Origin of the sequence: Larkinella punicea, from assembly GCF_003334855.1 — a bacterium.
Classification (GTDB): Bacteria; Bacteroidota; Bacteroidia; order Cytophagales; family Spirosomataceae; genus Larkinella; species Larkinella punicea.
Map to the genome: position 1 here is coordinate 34,776 of NZ_QOWE01000004.1, position 17,815 is coordinate 52,590.

General features: G+C 52.2%; 9 protein-coding genes. 3 read left to right on the plus strand and 6 right to left on the minus strand.

Annotated elements, in window-relative coordinates; genetic code table 11:
• Positions 1-258 precede the first annotated feature (258 nt).
• Positions 259-441, minus strand: a complete 183-nt coding sequence (locus tag DUE52_RS05440; protein ID WP_133299769.1) for a hypothetical protein — start codon at positions 439-441, stop codon at positions 259-261.
• 32 nt (positions 442-473) lie between these two features.
• Between DUE52_RS05440 and DUE52_RS05445 the strand changes: the two genes are divergently transcribed.
• Both DUE52_RS05445 and DUE52_RS05450 read left to right on the plus strand, forming a co-directional pair.
• A complete protein-coding gene (locus DUE52_RS05445; protein WP_229312074.1) occupies positions 474-1,805 on the plus strand; it encodes a glycoside hydrolase family 2 TIM barrel-domain containing protein in 1,332 nt (443 codons plus the stop codon).
• Positions 1,802-5,638 (plus strand): glycosyltransferase, encoded by a 3,837-nt coding sequence (locus DUE52_RS05450; RefSeq protein ID WP_114404971.1) that lies wholly within the window; start codon positions 1,802-1,804, stop codon positions 5,636-5,638. Before DUE52_RS05445 ends, DUE52_RS05450 begins: the two co-directional genes overlap by 4 nt.
• Here DUE52_RS05450 and DUE52_RS05455 read toward each other — a convergent pair.
• A complete protein-coding gene (locus DUE52_RS05455) occupies positions 5,605-7,308 on the minus strand; it encodes a glycoside hydrolase family 26 protein (protein WP_133299770.1) in 1,704 nt (567 codons plus the stop codon). The genes DUE52_RS05450 and DUE52_RS05455 overlap by 34 nt on opposite strands.
• 262 nt (positions 7,309-7,570) lie before the next feature.
• Here DUE52_RS05455 and DUE52_RS05460 point away from each other — a divergent pair, with 262 nt between their 5' ends.
• Complete coding sequence (locus tag DUE52_RS05460; RefSeq protein ID WP_114404973.1) at positions 7,571-10,375, plus strand: glycoside hydrolase family 78 protein; 2,805 nt, start codon at positions 7,571-7,573, stop codon at positions 10,373-10,375.
• 153 nt (positions 10,376-10,528) lie between these two features.
• On the opposite strand, the gene DUE52_RS05465 is transcribed toward DUE52_RS05460, so the two are convergent.
• The 4 genes from DUE52_RS05465 to DUE52_RS05480 form a co-directional block, all read right to left on the minus strand.
• Entirely contained in the window at positions 10,529-12,028 is a 1,500-nt protein-coding gene (locus DUE52_RS05465; RefSeq protein ID WP_114404974.1) for a RagB/SusD family nutrient uptake outer membrane protein, read from the minus strand.
• Between the two features lie 92 nt (positions 12,029-12,120).
• On the minus strand, positions 12,121-14,982 hold the full coding sequence (locus DUE52_RS05470; RefSeq protein WP_114404975.1) for a SusC/RagA family TonB-linked outer membrane protein: 2,862 nt from the start codon (positions 14,980-14,982) through the stop codon (positions 12,121-12,123).
• 220 nt (positions 14,983-15,202) lie between these two features.
• Positions 15,203-16,183, minus strand: a complete 981-nt coding sequence (locus tag DUE52_RS05475) for a UDP-glucuronic acid decarboxylase family protein (RefSeq protein ID WP_114404976.1) — start codon at positions 16,181-16,183, stop codon at positions 15,203-15,205.
• Between the two features lie 34 nt (positions 16,184-16,217).
• Positions 16,218-17,549, minus strand: coding sequence for a UDP-glucose dehydrogenase family protein (locus tag DUE52_RS05480; RefSeq protein ID WP_114404977.1), 1,332 nt, complete (start codon positions 17,547-17,549; stop codon positions 16,218-16,220).
• Positions 17,550-17,815 lie beyond the last annotated feature (266 nt).

The window sequence follows — 17,815 nt, forward strand, 5'->3', positions numbered from 1 at the left end:
ATGTTGGTTAAGTAATTATCAAGGCAAGAACGGTCTGGTCGATAAAAATAGGACAAAAAATAGTTTTCGTCAAACTTTTTGGCAAATTAGGTCGATAAATCTCCTGAGTTGCCCGGCAGAGTCGGTTCAAGGTTTTGGCACTAAGCCGTTTAAACCCGTGATGCGACTCAGGCAGTGTATCATTAAAAACGGTGACCAAGCAGGGTTCCATATACTTTGTCACCGTTTTTGTTTTGAGACGATTTCAGTCCGGATGCGTCACGGTTTTCTTTCGAAGAGGTCGGTTTTATTGCGGGTTTGGAAGGGCACTAATGCCGGGTTTGCGGGCGTATCACCGTTTTTTTTAAGTTCTTTGCCTGGTAATCTAAACGGCAATTGGAATGATGTTTGCAGCATTTTCTGCTTAGATTCAGGATGAAGAATTTTATTTTCCTGATCCATCTCGTTATTTATTTTATTCCGAACGTTAAACGGTGAGGTTACCAGCGTATTTTCCGGCTCTGACAATCCTTTTCCTGGGCAGTATCGTGCTATTGACCGGGCTATCGCAGTGCCACAATCCAAACGACCAACCCCGCCGGCGAACCGTATCGATTGAGGAAAAAAACGGCAAATTCATCCTACACCGAAACGGGCGGCCTTTTGAAATCAAGGGAGCTGCGGGCTATTCGCACTTCCATACGCTGAGGGAATCGGGCGGAAATACGCTCAGAACCTGGGATACTACCCGGCTTGCCAGCCTCCTGGACAGTGCACAGGCGAACCACCTGGCCGTTGTTGTGGGCCTGCCGCTTCCCATGAACGACGATATGTCTTTTTACAACGACCCTGTCAAAGTGGCCGCGCACCTCAAAGCCTTACAAGTCGTTGTCAACCGATTCAAGCACAATCCGGCAGTTTTGATGTGGAGCCTGGGCAACGAACTCGACTTCCCGTTCGGTTTTTCGTATTACCGGTTTTATACCACGTTTAATGCGATTACGGATATGATTCACCGGGATGATCCTGACCATCCCGTTACCACCGTGGTTCTGAATTTTAATACCAAATATATTTTCAACATCACCACCCGCTGCGATGTTGATCTGCTCTCGTTTAACATCTACAGCAACATCAAATCCCTGCGGAAAGACCTGGCGGATTTTTCCTGGTTTTGGAATGGGCCTTATCTGCTGACCGAATGGGGAATCGACGGTCCCTGGGAAGGAACGGAACAAACCGCCTGGGGAGCTTACATTGAAGATACCAGCAAGAAAAAAGCCGACTTTTATTTAAAGCGGTATCAGCAGGATGTCCCCCGGGAAGATCCCCGGTTTTTAGGCTCTTTTGTTTTTTTCTGGGGGAATAAACAGGAAACCACGCCCACCTGGTTCAGCCTGTTTGACGAAGCCGGGGCACACGCTGAACCGGTGGCCATCATGAAATATATCTGGACCGGCAAACCGTCGCCCGAACCGTTTCCTGAACTCCAATACATGCTGGTTAATCAAAAAGGAGCCCGCGATAATATCCTGCTAAATCCGGGAAGTTTGTCAACGGCGGAGGTATTCCTGTATAAAGCTGATAACCGAATCAAAACCGTTAAATGGCAAATTTTGCCGGAAGACTGGTACCGGGAAAACAACCAGAACAGCACCAAAAAACTCAAACCGATTGAGGGTTTATTCCAAAAAAATCAGAATCTAAAAGCGACCTTTGCAGCGCCCGATCAGGAAGGCCCTTATCGTGTGTTTGCAACCATTTACCTCCAAAATGGGAATTTCGCCACCTGTAATACCCCTTTTTACGTGGTAAGTGACCCATGAAATCCATTCCGCCCGTAAAACCGCCATCGAAACGCGAACGCTTCACGCTTCGCCTGATGATCTTTTTAGGGTTGGCGTCCCTGGTCTTTTTCATGGAAAACATGCTGAAAGCGTCGGTCAGAGGCTATTTGCCTCTGTACTGGATGCTGATGGTTGCGTTTGGATTTACGTGTCTTAAAATTCTGCATGAATGGTACCATTATTTTTACATAACCGTTCCTGAAACACCGCCCGCCATCAAACCGTATACCGTCGATATTTTTACCACATTTTGTGCCGGAGAACCGTACGAAATGATCATCGAAACGCTGACGGCCATTCAGGCGATCACCCATCCGCACACCACTTACCTCTGCGATGAAGCCGACGATCCTTATCTGCGGGAGGTGTGCCAAAAACTGGGCGTCCATCACATCACCCGCACCGATAAAAAAGACGCCAAAGCAGGGAATATCAACAACGCCCTGGCCCATTCGTCCGGCGAATTGTGCGTCATTCTGGATCCGGATCATGTTCCTTTTCCGCATTTTCTGGACCCCATCGTCACGCATTTCAACAACCCGGCGGTTGGGTATGTGCAGATTGTCCAGGCCTATAAAAACTACGATGAGGGCCTGATTGCCAAAGGGGCAGCCCAGCAAACGTACCAGTTTTACGGCCCGATGATGATGACCATGAACCGGTACGGAACTGTTCTGGCGATTGGGGCGAACTGCACCTTCCGGCGCACCGCCCTCGAATCCATCGGCGGTCATGCGGCCGGGTTAGCCGAAGACATGCACACCTCCATGCAGTTGCACGCCAAAGGATGGAAGTCGGTGTATGTTCCGGCGGTTTTGGCGCGCGGTCTCGTTCCGTCCACGCTGTCAGCCTATTACAAACAGCAACTGAAATGGTCACGCGGGGTTTTTGAGCTGCTTTTCACGACCTATCCCCGGCTTTTTACGCAATTTACATGGCGGCAAAAACTGCATTACGGTGTCATTCCACTCCATTATTTGTCCGGCGTTTTGTATCTGATCAACTTTTTAATTCCTATCCTTGCCCTGTTCTTTGGCGTGAGCCCCATGCACATCGATCTGGCCGAATTCGTTTCCATCGGCCTGCCGTTTACCGCATCCATTGTGCTGATCCGGCACTTCGTACAATGGTGGGTGATGGAGGACGAAGAACGCGGTTTTCACATCGTGGGAGGGCTGCTCATGATCGGAACCTGGTGGATCTTTATTCTGGGCTTCATCTATACAATTTTCAGGAAAAAAGTACCCTATGTACCCACGCCAAAAGATGGAAACGAAGCAAATAACTGGCCCCTGAACATCCCAAACCTGTTGATTCTGGCTTTGTCTATTCTGGCGATCACTTACGGTTTATATTCGGACTGGAACCCGTATAATCTGATCATGGCGGGTTTTGCCGGCCTGAATAGCCTGTTCATGATTTTTACCATCGCGGCCAGTCGACAGCAGCAGTTCAGAGCGGTTAAAGAGCGTTATCCTCTCCTGAACAACCTCATCAAAGTCATCCAAAAAGGGAAAGGGTATTTCTGGATTTTGCGACGGTGGTTGTATACCGGCCTGCGCCACACCGCTCTATGGATCACCGGCATTCTGGCGTTTTCCATTCTGTTTTTTGCAAAATTTCAGTCTAAAACCGAGACGGCCGAGTTGCTGTTCACCCACAAAGACCATCTTTTTCTGTATGGGATGTATTCGCCGGACAAGCCCGGTGGAACTTCTTCCGTGCGTACAATAGAATCCTACCAGACGGCCGGTCAGATTCATATCGACCTCATCTCGTTTTACATACCCTGGGGGAATAAACCGGAGAGCTATTTGCCACTCCAATCGATCGATTCCGTCTACCGAAATGGCTCTATTCCCCTAATTAGCTGGGGACCACGGCCGGTTCCTTTTGCAAACTACCAGACAAAAAATGATGCTGATGCAAACGCCATTTTTTTTCGTCGGCTCGTCGATGGCCACTACGATTCGTATCTCCTTAGGTTTTCAGAACAACTAAAATCGTTGCATCGTCCCGTCTTTCTTCGCTTCGCTCCGGAAGCCGACAATCCGGTTTATCAGGGGCCAAAACCAACTAAAAACGCACCTGATGACTTTAAAGAAGCCTGGAAATACGTCCATACCTATTTTTCAAAACGGGGCGTCTACACGGTAATCTGGGTTTGGAACCCCGGTAGTGCCGACGCCATCAATGCTTATTTCCCCGGTAAAGACTACGTCGACTGGATCGGCGTCACGGCCTTGAATGGCGGTTTTCTCAAGGAAGGCAAAAAAAACCGTTCTCTGGAAGACCTCTACAATCCCTTTCACCAAAACCCCATTTTTCGTTCCGGCCTACCGGTTCTGCTCACTGAATCAGGAGCTTTGCGCTCAGCCGACTGGTTAAAAGAGGCCATTCAATCGGCACAACGAACCTTTCCTGAAATAAAGGGACTCGTTTTGGTCAATGGTGGGTTAAACAACAATGCGCGGGATTGGCGGATTCAGTCGCCGGATTCATTGTGGTTTTTATGGGACCAGGACCCAAAACGAAAACCAGGCGTTTCCGCGGCTAAAAAAGAAATCCCGGTATTGGCAGAAGAGACCGAAACCTCCGCCCGCGCCCAAACCCAACTGGCCGACAGAAACTTTTTTATCGGCACCAAAGGCATTAATTACACCAAGGGGCAGAATTGGATGAAGAGTCGGTCGGTTTTTACCAAAAAAGATTTTCAGGCCGATTTTAACGAAATGAAAGAACTGGGCATCACAACCATCAAATACAGTGGTCCCAGTGTTTATGACTACAACCTGCTGAATATGGCCGAAAAAACCGGTCTGAAAATTCACTACAGTTTCTGGATACCAGACAACATTAACTTTATAACCGATCAGGATAAGCTGTATGATTTACGCGCTACCATTCTGGATGCTGTCCACAACCTGAAAGGCCATCCCGAAATTGTCTCCTGGAATATGGGTAATACCTCATTTCAGAAACTTTCCCGTTATTATTACAAACCGGACCTGCTTTATCAGGAACATGCATACCTGTCGTGGCTCAAATCGGTCGTAAACGAGCTGAAACAGATTGATCCCGATAAACCCGTCACCGTTGAGCTGGACGCATCGAAAAATCTGGTACAGCTTACGAACCGGTTTCACCATTTCATTCCGGCTATCGACGCTTTCGGGCTGGTTCTGAAGAACCCATCGCGAGCCGATTCGCAGCTTTTTAAATTACAGGTTCCGTATTTTTTCAGTGAAATTAGCGTTTCCGAATACGCCAAACTTCCAAAAACAACAGCCGGTTTATTTATTGAAAACTGGCAGGATGAGCAAACGACCGACTGGGTTAGTTTCAACGGGTTAAAAGACCATGAGGGTCGTACGAAACGGTCTCTCTTGCAATTGCGCCATGCCTGGAAAGGGACGCCCCTGCCCGCGTTGCCTCCTCCCATTAAAATTCTGAAACCCGCCCTGGGCACTTTTCCGGGGGCGCAACTTCCCTACCATACACTCATCCGCAACACCGATCAATGGACGCTGTCCCAGGCAGTACCGCTTGCTTTTCGCCTGGAATGGAAATTGGTAAAAATGGATCGCTTCGAAAACCCCACTTCGGTAAAAAATGTGGGCGAAGGGCCCCGTTTATTGCTCACCATCCCGGAAAACCCGTCGAGCTACCAGCTTTATCTGTACGTGCTGAAAGGAAATACGGTTCTGGACATCGTCCGCTCGACACTCAATACCCCGCTTCCGGTCACGGCCCATACCCGGCCTATGGACAGCCTTTCTCAGCGGTGGTCGGCTAAAGTCCGGACAAAATGATCGAAAGTCGGCTTGCTGATGCTCCAGTCCGGGGCGGGTATCGTGCCCCAGACTTTCGGATTATCGGCCAGATTAAAGTAACAAACGCCAACGACTTCCGGGTGCGCGTTCAGCACGTTGGCAGCCTCTTCCAGCCATTTCTTCTGGAAATCTTCCGGGCCTTTCACTCCAAATTCGGTCACAAAAATCGGCTTGTTTACCAATCGCATCCGATGCTGTTTACGGCTGTAAATGGTCTGAAATGACTCCTGGCGGGCCGGATCGGTGATGTTTTTGTCGGGAAGACCATAAATCGCCACGCTGATGTAGTCGACCACATCGTCGCCGGGCCACCATTCCAGGGAGCCCCGGTCACCGGCGGGTCCCCACACGCGCCGGATATTTTTCGCTCTTTTTCCGTCAAAATTCATGAAATACCGGAACGCTTTGCTGTATAAAACCGGGTCCTGACTTTGCCACGCATATCGCTGAATGGGAATTTCCATTTCGTGCGCAAATCGCAAATAAACGGTTTGCGTAGTCGCTGAAATGACTTGATAAACCGCCCTGAATTCGTCATCATAAACGCCCGAAATCGTATTCAATAACACGTTGGTATCTTTTCGAACGATCCGGTCTTTCCACGGTTCCATGCTAATAATCGCATCATGATTTCGCGCCACAACGGCTTTAAATTCTTTGGCAAAACTTCCGTCCTGAATAGCCTCCAAATCAATAAAAAGATGTTCTGCCTGTACGGATTTTGATTTAACCAGAAACTGTTTCGGATCATAAACGCCAATTTCCGGTTTCGACATTTCCTGCGTAACCGCATTCTCAATAGCCGGTCTTTTAGGCAGATTCGCATATATACCGTGTGCTTCTTTTTTGATCTCCGTAATCGCTTCCTGTATCGTTTTCGAAAGCGATGGATCGGCCTTTTCCTTCCGGGATGCCAGAATAAGCAGGGGCTTATCCATAAACCGCATCCGGTGTATTTTCCGCTTTATGGCCATAATTGGATTCGCGACCCGGGGATACGCCGTGGCCAGTTGTTCGGATTTACCATCGAGGGTAATGCTGATCAAATCGACCGCTTCTTCTCCCGGCCAGTACTCATCGGCTCCGGGATAACCCACTGGTCCCCAGACCATTTTAATCTTTGACGATACAGCTTTACAACGGTTTGCGAAATACCGGAACGCATCGATGTATACAACCGGTGACTGGTACTGCCAAGAATAAAGCCGTACCGGCACTTCCATTTCCGGATTCCACCGCAGATAAATCTCCGATTTATGCTGGGTTATTGCCTCACAAAACGTTTTGATAGAGTCGTCAAACCGGCCTTCTAAAATATCATCAAGGCCATTCTCCTGATCCGGCGAACCGGCCATCTGAACGGTGATTAAAATCGGCAGATCAGCCGGTAGTTCTGAAGCCAGTTTTTGCAGAGCGGCTTCCTGAACGGTTCGGTCCAGGGTCACCGAAAGGGTATGAAATGAGTTTACCGGCCCCTTTTTTAGCTGATTTTTCCGATCGAATATACCAACCACGCTCTCTTCAAAGTCGTGATTAATCAGGGTCACCGGAGGGCTTTCGTTTTGAAACGGAAAATACGTTTTGAAGAGAAAAAACAGGAAAGCGATCGCCAGCCCTCCACCCAGTGTATAAAGAACAATTCTTCTCATTTGATGGTCATCGATGAATAACGTTGGATGTACAGGACACGCTTTCGCCGATGTCCGTTTATTGAAAGCAGGCAAAATCTGTACCGGGCTTTTACGGCGGATTGCAACGGCGCCGGCCGCCCGGTCTTGACCCGCATTTCGAAAACCGTAGGTTAAACTTTTATACCAGTGGGTAGACTTCCTGAACCGCAGCGCTTTTGAGGGCAATGGACGGGCGATTGTCGCCTGACTTTTCCAGCCTGCGAAAGCCCCCGAACGCGTTATGAGACTGCCCTTTTATCCGTTCCTCTTTTTTTGCCTGATCAATTTCAATGCCTGGACCGCCGAACCGGTTCCGCTCACCCGGCTTCGGTGCGATTCCCGGGATCATCCGCTCGGTGTCGAAAGCCGTCAGCCCCGGTTGAGCTGGCAGTTGGTGTCGGCGGTTCGGGGGCAAAAGCAAACCGCTTACCGGATTCTGGTGTCCGACAATCCGCAGACGTTGGCGGCTGGTCAGGGCAATTTCTGGGATTCGGGCAAACGCGTTTCCGATCAGTCGATTCAGGTGCCGTACGAAGGAAAACTGCTCCTGGCGAGCCAGTTGTACTACTGGAAAGTGCAGATTTGGGACAAAGACGGTCAGCCGTCGGGCTGGAGCACCCCCGCCACCTGGCAAATGGGTTTGCTGACCCAAGCCGATTGGGGCAAGGCGCAGTGGATTGCGCTGGAAGAACTGTCGGCGTCGCAGCGGATTGTTCCGTTTGTCCACGACCCCAATGGGGCCAAACCGTTGGGAGACCGGAAATCGGCCCAGAATTCGCTGCCCCAGTTCCGGAGAGAATTCCGGCTGGAAAAACCGCTGAAGCGGGCCACGGTTTTCATCTCCGGCCTGGGCCATTACGAACTGAGCCTCAACGGGCGACGCGTAAAAGACCATTTTATCGATCCCGGCTGGACGAACTACGATCACTACGCCCTGTATGCAACTTACGACGTAACGACCACGCTCCGAAAAGGCGCAAACGTGATGAGTGTGCTTCTCGGCAACGGTTTTTATAACATTCCCGTTGAACGCTACCGGAAAATTGTGGGCTCGTTTGGCTATCCGAAACTGATCTGCAAACTGCAACTGGCGTACGAAGACGGGACACATCAGGAGGTAGTTACCGATCAATCGTGGAAAGTAACCCAAAGTCCGATCACCTATTCGAGTATTTACGGCGGTGAAGACTGGGACGCCACCAAAGACATTTCGGGCTGGATGGAGGCCGGTTTTGATGACACGTGCTGGCAAACTCCGCTCGTGGTACAGGGATCGCCCCAACTGCGGTCGCAAACCGCTCCGCCGGTCAAAATCATGGAAACCTTCAAACCGGTCCGGATCACGCAGCCCAAAGCCGGTATTTATGTGATCGATCTGGGGCAGAATATGTCTGGTATTCCACAGATTTCGGTAACGGGGAAAACCGGTTCCGTCGTCAAAATAACGCCCGGTGAGCTGTTGGGCGACGACAGCCTGGTGACGCAGCAATCGAGCGGACAACCGCATTTTTACCGGTATACCCTCAAAGGAATCGGTACCGAAACCTGGCATCCGCGCTTCACCTACTACGGTTTCCGGTATCTACAAATCGAAGGTGCCGTTCCTGCCCAGGGCCTGCTGAGCACGATCGCGATGCCCTCGGCCGATATTCCGGTTTTGAAAGCCGTCAAAGGACTGCACATTCGGGGTTCAGCCGAAACCGTCGGAACCTTTTCGTGTTCGAATGAACTGTTTAACCGCATCGACCGACTCATCGACTGGGCCATCAAAAGCAACATGGTGAGCACCCTGACCGATTGCCCGCACCGCGAAAAACTGGGCTGGCTGGAAGAGACGCACCTCATGAGTGGCTCGGCCCGGTATACTTACAATCTGGCGACGCTGCTGCCAAAAATCATTCGGGATATGCAGACGGCGCAGTTGGCCAACGGCCTCATTCCCGACATTGCCCCCGAGTATACTGCCTTCGCCAGCGGTTTTCGTGACTCGCCCGAATGGGGCAGCGCCGGGGTCATTCTGCCGTGGTACACCTACCAGTGGTACGGCGATAAACGCATTCTGGTGGAGAGTTACGACATGATGAAAAAGTACGTAGCGTATTTAGGCACCAAAGCCAATAATCACATTCTGACCCACGGTTTGGGCGACTGGTGCGATCTGGGGCCCAAACCACCGGGCGAATCGCAGTTGACGCCCAAAGGCATTACGGCCACAGCCACCTACTTTTACGACCTGACCATTCTGGAAAAAACCGCCCGTTTGCTGGGCAAAACCGCCGACGCCGATCAGTTTCAGCAATTGGCTCAGGCCGTCAAAAAGGCGTTCAACGAAACGTATTACGACGCCCAAAAAGGCCAGTATGGATCGGGAAGCCAGACATCGAACGCGATGCCGATTTACATGAATCTGGTGACGCCCGACAACCAAGCCGCCGTGATAGCCAGTTTATTGAAAAATCTCAGGGACAATAACTACAGCCTGACCGCGGGTGATATCGGCTTCCGGTATTTGCTGCTGGCCCTGGGTCAGGTCGGCGCTTCGGATGCCATTTACGCCATGAACAACCGCGCTGATGTGCCGGGCTACGGCTACCAACTGGCTCATGGCGCCACCGCCCTGACGGAATCCTGGCCCGCCCTGCGGTTTGTCTCCAACAACCACTTCATGCTCGGGCACCTCATGGAATGGCTTTACGGCGGCCTGGGTGGTATTCAGCAGGACGAAAACGTGCCGGGTTTCAAAGCCATCGTCATCAAACCCGAGGTCGTGGGAGACATCACCCACACCCGCGTCCGGTATCATTCGCCTTACGGCCCGATCCGGAGTGAATGGAAAAAAAATGGTACCCAACTGGAACTGATGGTGAGCATTCCGGCCAATACCACCGCCACGGTGTATCTCCCCACCGCCAACGGCAGCCCGATTCTGGAAAGCGACAAAGCCCTTGATCAGCAGAAAGATATCAAGGTGCTGCGGACGGAAAGCACCCAAACCGTCGTGACTATTGGCTCGGGCAGTTATGTGTTTAAAATCAATAATCTTTAAATAACTATGACTTTCGCTTTTTGCCCCTAAATCCCCTAAAGGACGGTCGGCCGCTGCCGGACTTGGACGCTACCCTTCCGGATGCAAAAAGTCCGGCAGCGGCCGACCGTCCTTTAGGGGATTTAGGGGCAAAAGCGAAAGTCTTACGTTCATTTACCACCCCGGATTCTGCGTCAGATTCGGATTGAGCTGGCGTTCTTTGGCGGGAATGGGAAACAGGTAATGCTTCTTTTCATCGAACGGACGGCCTTTGGAGGTCAGTTCCAGATAGGCTTTTTTCCAGCGAACCAGATCCCGCCAGCGGTGACCTTCCAGCCCAAGCTCCACCACCCGTTCGTGGGCAATCCACTCCATGAAAGCGGTTTTCGACAAACCGGGGTCGAGTTCCTGCAAACCGGCCCGTTTCCGCACGCGGTTGACGGCGGCATAGGCCTCGGCGGTCGGCCCGGACGCGGAGTTGGTCGCTTCGGCAAACATCAGCAAAACGTCGGCAAAACGCAGCAGCCGGATGTTGACGTCCGAACCCGTCGTCCAGTCGAACTCGTTCCCGCCATCTTTCTGGTATTTCCGGACGGCAAAATCCGCCGGTAAAACGTCGAACCAGGACGTGTATTCCAGCACTTTGTAATAATCCAGTCCGTCGAATTTGCTCCCCTGTGGCCCAAAAACCGAAGCCAGTAGCCGCGTGTCGCCCACTTCAAACTGCTTGACGTACCACTCCGACGGAATCACGTTGTTGTAGGCCCGGCCCCGAACGCCCATTTCAAGGGGCCGCAAACCGCCCGTTCCACATTCATCACAGAACGCGCCGGGATTGACCGTTGCCGAAAACTGGACTTCAAAGAGCGATTCTTTGTTGTTCTCGTTTATATTCGTGTGGTTATCCCGATAATTCGGCACCAGATCATAAACATTCGAATCGATGATTTCTTTGAACAGCCGGGCAGCGGCCGCGTAATCGGTCTGGCTGTTGGTCAGGTTGGCGCGGTACAGCAAGGCTTTGGCCCGGAATCCTTTGGCGGCTCCGCGCGTGGCCCGGCCAATTTCGTCGCCTTCATACAAAACGGGCAAGCGTTTTTCGGCTTCCTCAAAATCTTTCAGAATGGCCGCGTACACCTGCGAAACCGCAATCCGGGTCGGTTGCTTCTCTTCGGGTTTGCTCACATCGACCACTTTCAGAATCAGCGGCACATCGCCGAAATTCGTCACCAGCGTGAAGTAATACATCGCCCGCAGAAAATACGCTTCGCCCAGCAAACGGCTCTTCTTAGCCTCGTTCATCGGAACGCCCGGAATGCGGGTAATGGCCAGATTAGCCCGGTAAATACCCTGGTAACAACCCGTCCAAAGGAAATTGTATACTTCCGTGCTGGCATCAGCTTCGGCTTCGCGCATCAACACCAGACTCGGACTGGTCGACACCGTGGCCTCGGTTTCGTCCGACATCAGTTCCTGGGTCAAATGCATAATCTGGGAATACAGATCCGGCGACGCCAAGGTCGCATAAGCCGCATTGACGGCCTTGAGCGCATCTTCCTCCGTTTTGTAATAATTATCCGTCGTCAGCACATTCACATTCTGAACGTCCAGCGCCTTGTCGCTGCAGCCAGCCACCAACCCGGCCACCAGCAAAAGCGTGCTTATCTTTTTCATAAACGCATTGCGTGATTGTGTGAATGAGCGATTGAGTGACTGTGACGTTCGTATTGTTTTACCGCTCCATCACTCAATCGCTCATTCACAAATTAAAAATTAAGCTGTAATCCCCCCAGAAACATTCTTGACTGCGGTTGCCGGGCGACATCGATGCCTTCGCTCAGGGCCTGGTTGCCGGCAAATTCAGGATCGAAACCGGAATACTTGGTTTTCGTAAACAGATTTTGTGCCCCCACATAGACCCGCAACCGACTGGCGCCAAAGGTCGAGGTCAGGGATTCAGGCAAGGTGTAGCCCAGTTGCAGGGACTTTAGCCGAAAATATCCGCCATCTTCCACAAAGCGGTCGGACGGGCGAAAATTCCGGGTTCCGGACGCATCCGCGCGGGGCTGCGTGGTCGACGGTTTTTCGCGCGTCCAGCGGCTGAGGACTTCCGTTCCGGCGTTGTACCGACCCAGATACCCGTTCAGCCAGTAGGCCGTGGCGTTGTAAAGCTGATTGCCCGACGCCCCTTGCAGCAAGACCGACAGGTCAAAACCAGCCCCGCTCACCGACGCGGAAAAACCGTAATAAACCGTTGGAATCGGGCTGCCGAGGAAGGTTTTGTCCGCGTCCGTAATTTTGCCGTCCTGGTTCAGATCCGCGTAGCGAATGTCACCGGGTTCGGTGCCGGTCAGGCTGGGGTTTTTGATGATTTCGTCGCGGTTCTGGAAAATACCGACCCGCTGAAAACCGTAGTAACTTCCCACGGGCTGCCCCACCGCCGTGGCCGTTACCGTTTCATCATGCACCAATCCACCCAAAACCGGATCGGGCCGGTCGCCCAGCGAAACCACCTTGTTTTTCTGCCAACTGGCAAAACCGGTCAGGCTGAAGCTGATCCAGTCGTTGCTGCGTTCGCCCGTCAGACTCAGATCAATCCCGGAATTATCGACCACCCCGGCGTTGGTGAGCGGAGCCGCAGCCCCCACCGATGCCGGCAATGGCACCTCCACCAGCAAATTCTTGGTTTGTTTCCGGAAATAGTCGACCCGCAGTTTGACACTGTTTTCCAGCGCACTGACATCCAGCCCAACGTTGCTGGTCGTGGTCGTTTCCCAGCGAATGCCGGTATTGGGCAAGGTGCTCGGAAACGCCCCAACGCCCAGAAACGAGTTGGTGGGGCCGAACGGATAATTGTAGTTTTGCGCAATCAGCGACGCATATTGAAAATCCCCGACGTTGTCGTTGCCGCTTTTCCCCCACCCGACCCGCAGTTTGACGGTATTCAAATACGGCACCGATTCCAGAAACCGCTCTTTGTTGAGGTACCAGGCCGCGCCCAACGACGGAAACGCGCCAAAGCGATGACCCGGCCCGAAACGCGACGAGCCATCGCGCCGTAAAACCGCCGTTAACCAGTATTTTTTCTGAAAATCGTACGACAACTGACCCATCATACTCACCACCCGGTAGAACGCGTAGGTGCCGCCCACCGTCCGGTTACGCGACGATTGACCCGCCGTCAGCGACCGAATGTCGTTACCGGGCAAATCATCCGCATAGGCCAGGATGTCGTCATTTCGGTAGGTCTGGCGACTTCCCGCCAGCAAAACCGTCAGCGAATGGGCATCCAGCGTGTGCGAATAACTCAGTTGATGATGCAGTAAGGTGTTGTAATTCGTCTGTTTGGCCCGGGCCAGCGAAGCCGTCAGGTTGATGTTGTACTCACCCATGTTGAACGCGGGCATGGAATAGGCGCGGTCGAAATTACGCAGATCGAAGCCAAGCGTCGCGCGGTAGGTCAGGCCGTCGAACAACGTCCATTCACCGAACAAATCACCGATCAGATTCAGGGACGTGTGCCGGTCGTTGGTCAAAACCGACAAGCCGATGGGATTCAGGGCGTCGTTGCTGGCGTCCAGATACGTGGTACCTTCGTAGCCGCCAACTCGTCGCGGGTTGGTAATCGACAGATAGGGCGCACTTTTCAGCGCCTGTTCAATGGGCGTGCGGCCCCCGGTTCCGTCGTTGGCGTGCCGAACCGACTGGCTGAGGGTCAGGTTCTGCCCCACTTTCAGATTGTCGGTCAAATCGAAATCGGTGTTGAGCCGCATCGATAACCGCTCAAAATCGGAGCCGAGAATAACGCCGTCCTGTTTGAAATAATCCGCAGCGATCAGGTACCGCGCCGACTCCTTGCCTCCCGCTACCGACACATAGGCACTCCGAACCGGTGCCGGCCGAAACAACGCGCCAAGCCAGTCGGTACTGGTGCCCAGCAGCGTATCGAGCGACACCTGGTTGGTCAGTTTAAACGCCGGAATCAAGCCGCCGTTCGAGCGGCTGTCGTTGATGTAACTGATGTACTGGCGGGTGTTGAGAAGTTGGGGTTGCCGGGTCGTTTGCTGAACGCCGGTGTACAAATCGACGGTGACGCGGGGCTGGCCGGTTTCGCCTTTTTTGGTGGTAATCAGAATAACACCGTTGGAACCCCTCATGCCATACAGCCCCATCGAGGTAGCGTCTTTCAGGACTTCGACGGTTTCGATGGCGTTTGGTGCCAGCCAGTTCAGGTTATCCGTTTGTCCGATAATCATCCCATCGACCACCACGAGGGGCGTGGTATCGCCAAACCGCCCCGGCCCGTGAATCTGCAGCGTTGCCGCCCCGCCCGGTTCGCCGGAATTGGCCCGAACCAGCAGGCCGGCCACCTGCCCCTGCAAAGCTTGCAGGGAATTTGCGGTCACGATCCGGCGGAGGTTTTTGGCCGAAACCGTATCCGTCGAGCTGGTGTGCCGAAAGGCAGTCAGACGCCCATTTCGGGTCGAAAGCGAATCATCGAATGGGAAAACTACGGTGGCGAGGGCGGGTAACTGAAGCGTTAAAGTGAGGACAAAAGGCGTGATAATGAACGAATTGATCTTTATCCATATTGTTGAGAAACACCGGATAGTCGGTGGGTGTATCATATACCTGAACGGGTTAGAAGAGGTAATGTCGAAAGTTAATTAACTCTTCCGTATCAAGAATAATACCAATCCAAAAAATAAAAAAGCCTGCGTAATCTTTACGACTACGCAGGCTCCTTCTACCGACCAACTTTTTGCCCTTTTCAGGGAAATGGGCTATCCGAAACGGACTGACTATTACGGACTAAAGTTCGTTGTCACGGTAAAAACATCTGTCTGTTTATTTTTTTGCAAACTCCCGGTGGTAGGCGGCTTTGTACAATTCTTCTTCCGGCAGGCTGCGGAAATAATCATACGTAATCCGTAAGCCCTCTTCCCGCGAAACCTTGGGTTCCCACCCCAGAATCTGCTGCGCCCGCGTAATGTCCGGACGGCGTTGTTTCGGGTCGTCGGTAGGCAGCGGTTTAACGATCAGCTTCTGCTTGGTTCCCGTCAGCTTGATGATTTCCTCGCCAAATTCCCGGATGGTGATCTCGCCGGGGTTGCCGATGTTGACCGGGTAGGCGTAGTCGCTCAGCAACAACCGGTAGATGCCTTCAACCAGGTCATCGACGTAACAGAACGAACGGGTTTGGCTGCCGTCGCCGAAAACCGTGAGGTCTTCACCGCGCAGGGCCTGGCCGATGAAGGCGGGCAAAACCCGGCCATCGTTGAGTCGCATCCGGGGTCCGTAGGTATTGAAAATCCGCACAATCCGCGTTTCCAGACCGTGGTAGGTATGATAGGCCATCGTGATCGCTTCCTGAAAACGCTTGGCTTCGTCGTATACCCCACGCGGACCAACGGGGTTCACATTGCCCCAGTAATCCTCGTTTTGCGGGTGAACCGCCGGATCACCGTATACTTCCGAGGTGGAAGCAATCAGCACCCGGGCGTTTTTAACCCGCGCCAGTCCGAGGCAATTGTGAATGCCCAGCGACCCAACTTTCAGCGTCTGGATCGGGATTTTCAGGTAATCGATCGGGCTGGCGGGTGATGCGAAATGGAGAATATAGTCCAGATCGCCCGAAACGTGGATGAATTTCGAGACGTCGTGGTGATAGAACTCGAAGTTGGGCAGGTGGAACAGGTGTTCGATGTTGCGAATGTCGCCCGTAATGAGGTTGTCCATCGCAATGACGTGGTAGCCCTCTTTGATAAACCGATCGCAGAGGTGCGACCCCAGGAAACCAGCCCCGCCTGTAATGAGTACGCGTTTCATAAAGTGAGAGTTTCAGATTTTTTAGTTGATCCGTTTACGCATTTTGCGTGACTTCCGGCGTTACGGTTTCGCGCCCGATGCTGTAATAGGTATACCCGACTTCCTTCATCTGGTCGAGTTCGTAGACATTCCGGCCGTCGAAAATCAGCTTGTTTTTCAGCAGCAGGTTCATTTTTCCAAAGTCCGGCGTGCGGAACAACGGCCACTCGGTCATAATCACCAGGGCGTCGGCATCGTCCAGCGCAGCATACGACGTATGGGCGTAGTTGATCTGATTGCCCAGAACATTCCGCACATTGTCCATTGCTTCGGGGTCGTAAACCGTCACTTTGGCACCTTCCTTCAACAACGCCCGGATGTTTTCCAGGGCCGGTGCTTCCCGAATGTCGTCGGTATACGGTTTGAACGCCAGCCCCCAGACGGCGATGGTTTTTCCTTTCAGATCGCCGTCGAAATGATTTTTGATGATCGGCAACAGCTTGCTTTTCTGCTTGGTGTTCACGTCCATCACCGACTTCAGAATCTTGAAATCGTAGTCGTATTCCTGGGCGGTTTTCGCCAGTGCCTGCACGTCTTTCGGAAAGCAGCTACCGCCGTAGCCAATCCCGGCGAACAAAAACCGCTTGCCGATCCGGCTGTCGGTTCCGATGCCCCGGCGAATGTCGTCGACGTTGGCACCGGCTTTCTCGCACAGGTTGGCAATCTCGTTCATGAACGAGATTTTAACGGCCAGGAACGCGTTGGCGGCATATTTGGTCATTTCGGCCGAACGCTCATCCATAAAAATCACCGGGTTTCCCTGCCGAACGAGCGGGGCATACAGCTTGTTCAGAACGGCTTTGGCTTTGTCCGACTTGGTTCCGATCACAACGCGATCCGGTTTCATGAAATCATCGACGGCAACGCCTTCCCGCAAAAATTCGGGGTTCGATACCACGTCGAAGTCGATTTTCGCGCCCCGCGAAATGTGAAGCCACACCTTTTCGGCGGTTCCCACCGGCACGGTACTTTTGTCGACAATAACCGCGTATTGCTTCAGCAACGGACCCAGATCATCCGATACTTTCAGAATATATTTCAAATCGGCCGAACCGTCTTCACCCGGCGGTGTGGGCAATGCCAGGAAAATAACTTCCGCTCCTTCAATCCCTTCGGCCAGGTTGGTCGTAAATTTCAGACGACCTTCGGCCGTATTCCGGTTGAATAAAACATCCAGACCCGGTTCGTAAATCGGAATGATTCCGTTGTTCAGTTTTTCAACTTTACGCTCGTCGATGTCGACGCAGACGACCTGGTTTCCGGTTTCGGCAAAACAAGTCCCCGTAACGAGTCCGACATACCCGGTTCCAATAACGGCTAATTTCATAGAGGAGTGATTGTATTTATGTTAAGATAGGTTGATAGAAGTCAACTGATTTGTACTTTTTGTATACCTTGTTTGCAGGACACAAAAATAGATTTTTTTACTCAATTCTGACTGTTCCTGCCGGAATTTGTGATTCAGAGGTCGATAATCTCCGGGTATTGCACTGGCTTAATGTCAGTTAGCCCTTCGTTCAGACCGCACGGTAAATTGCTAAATCCATTGCGGACGGATTTGCCAACCGGCTTGGGTCTGTCGATATTTTTTTG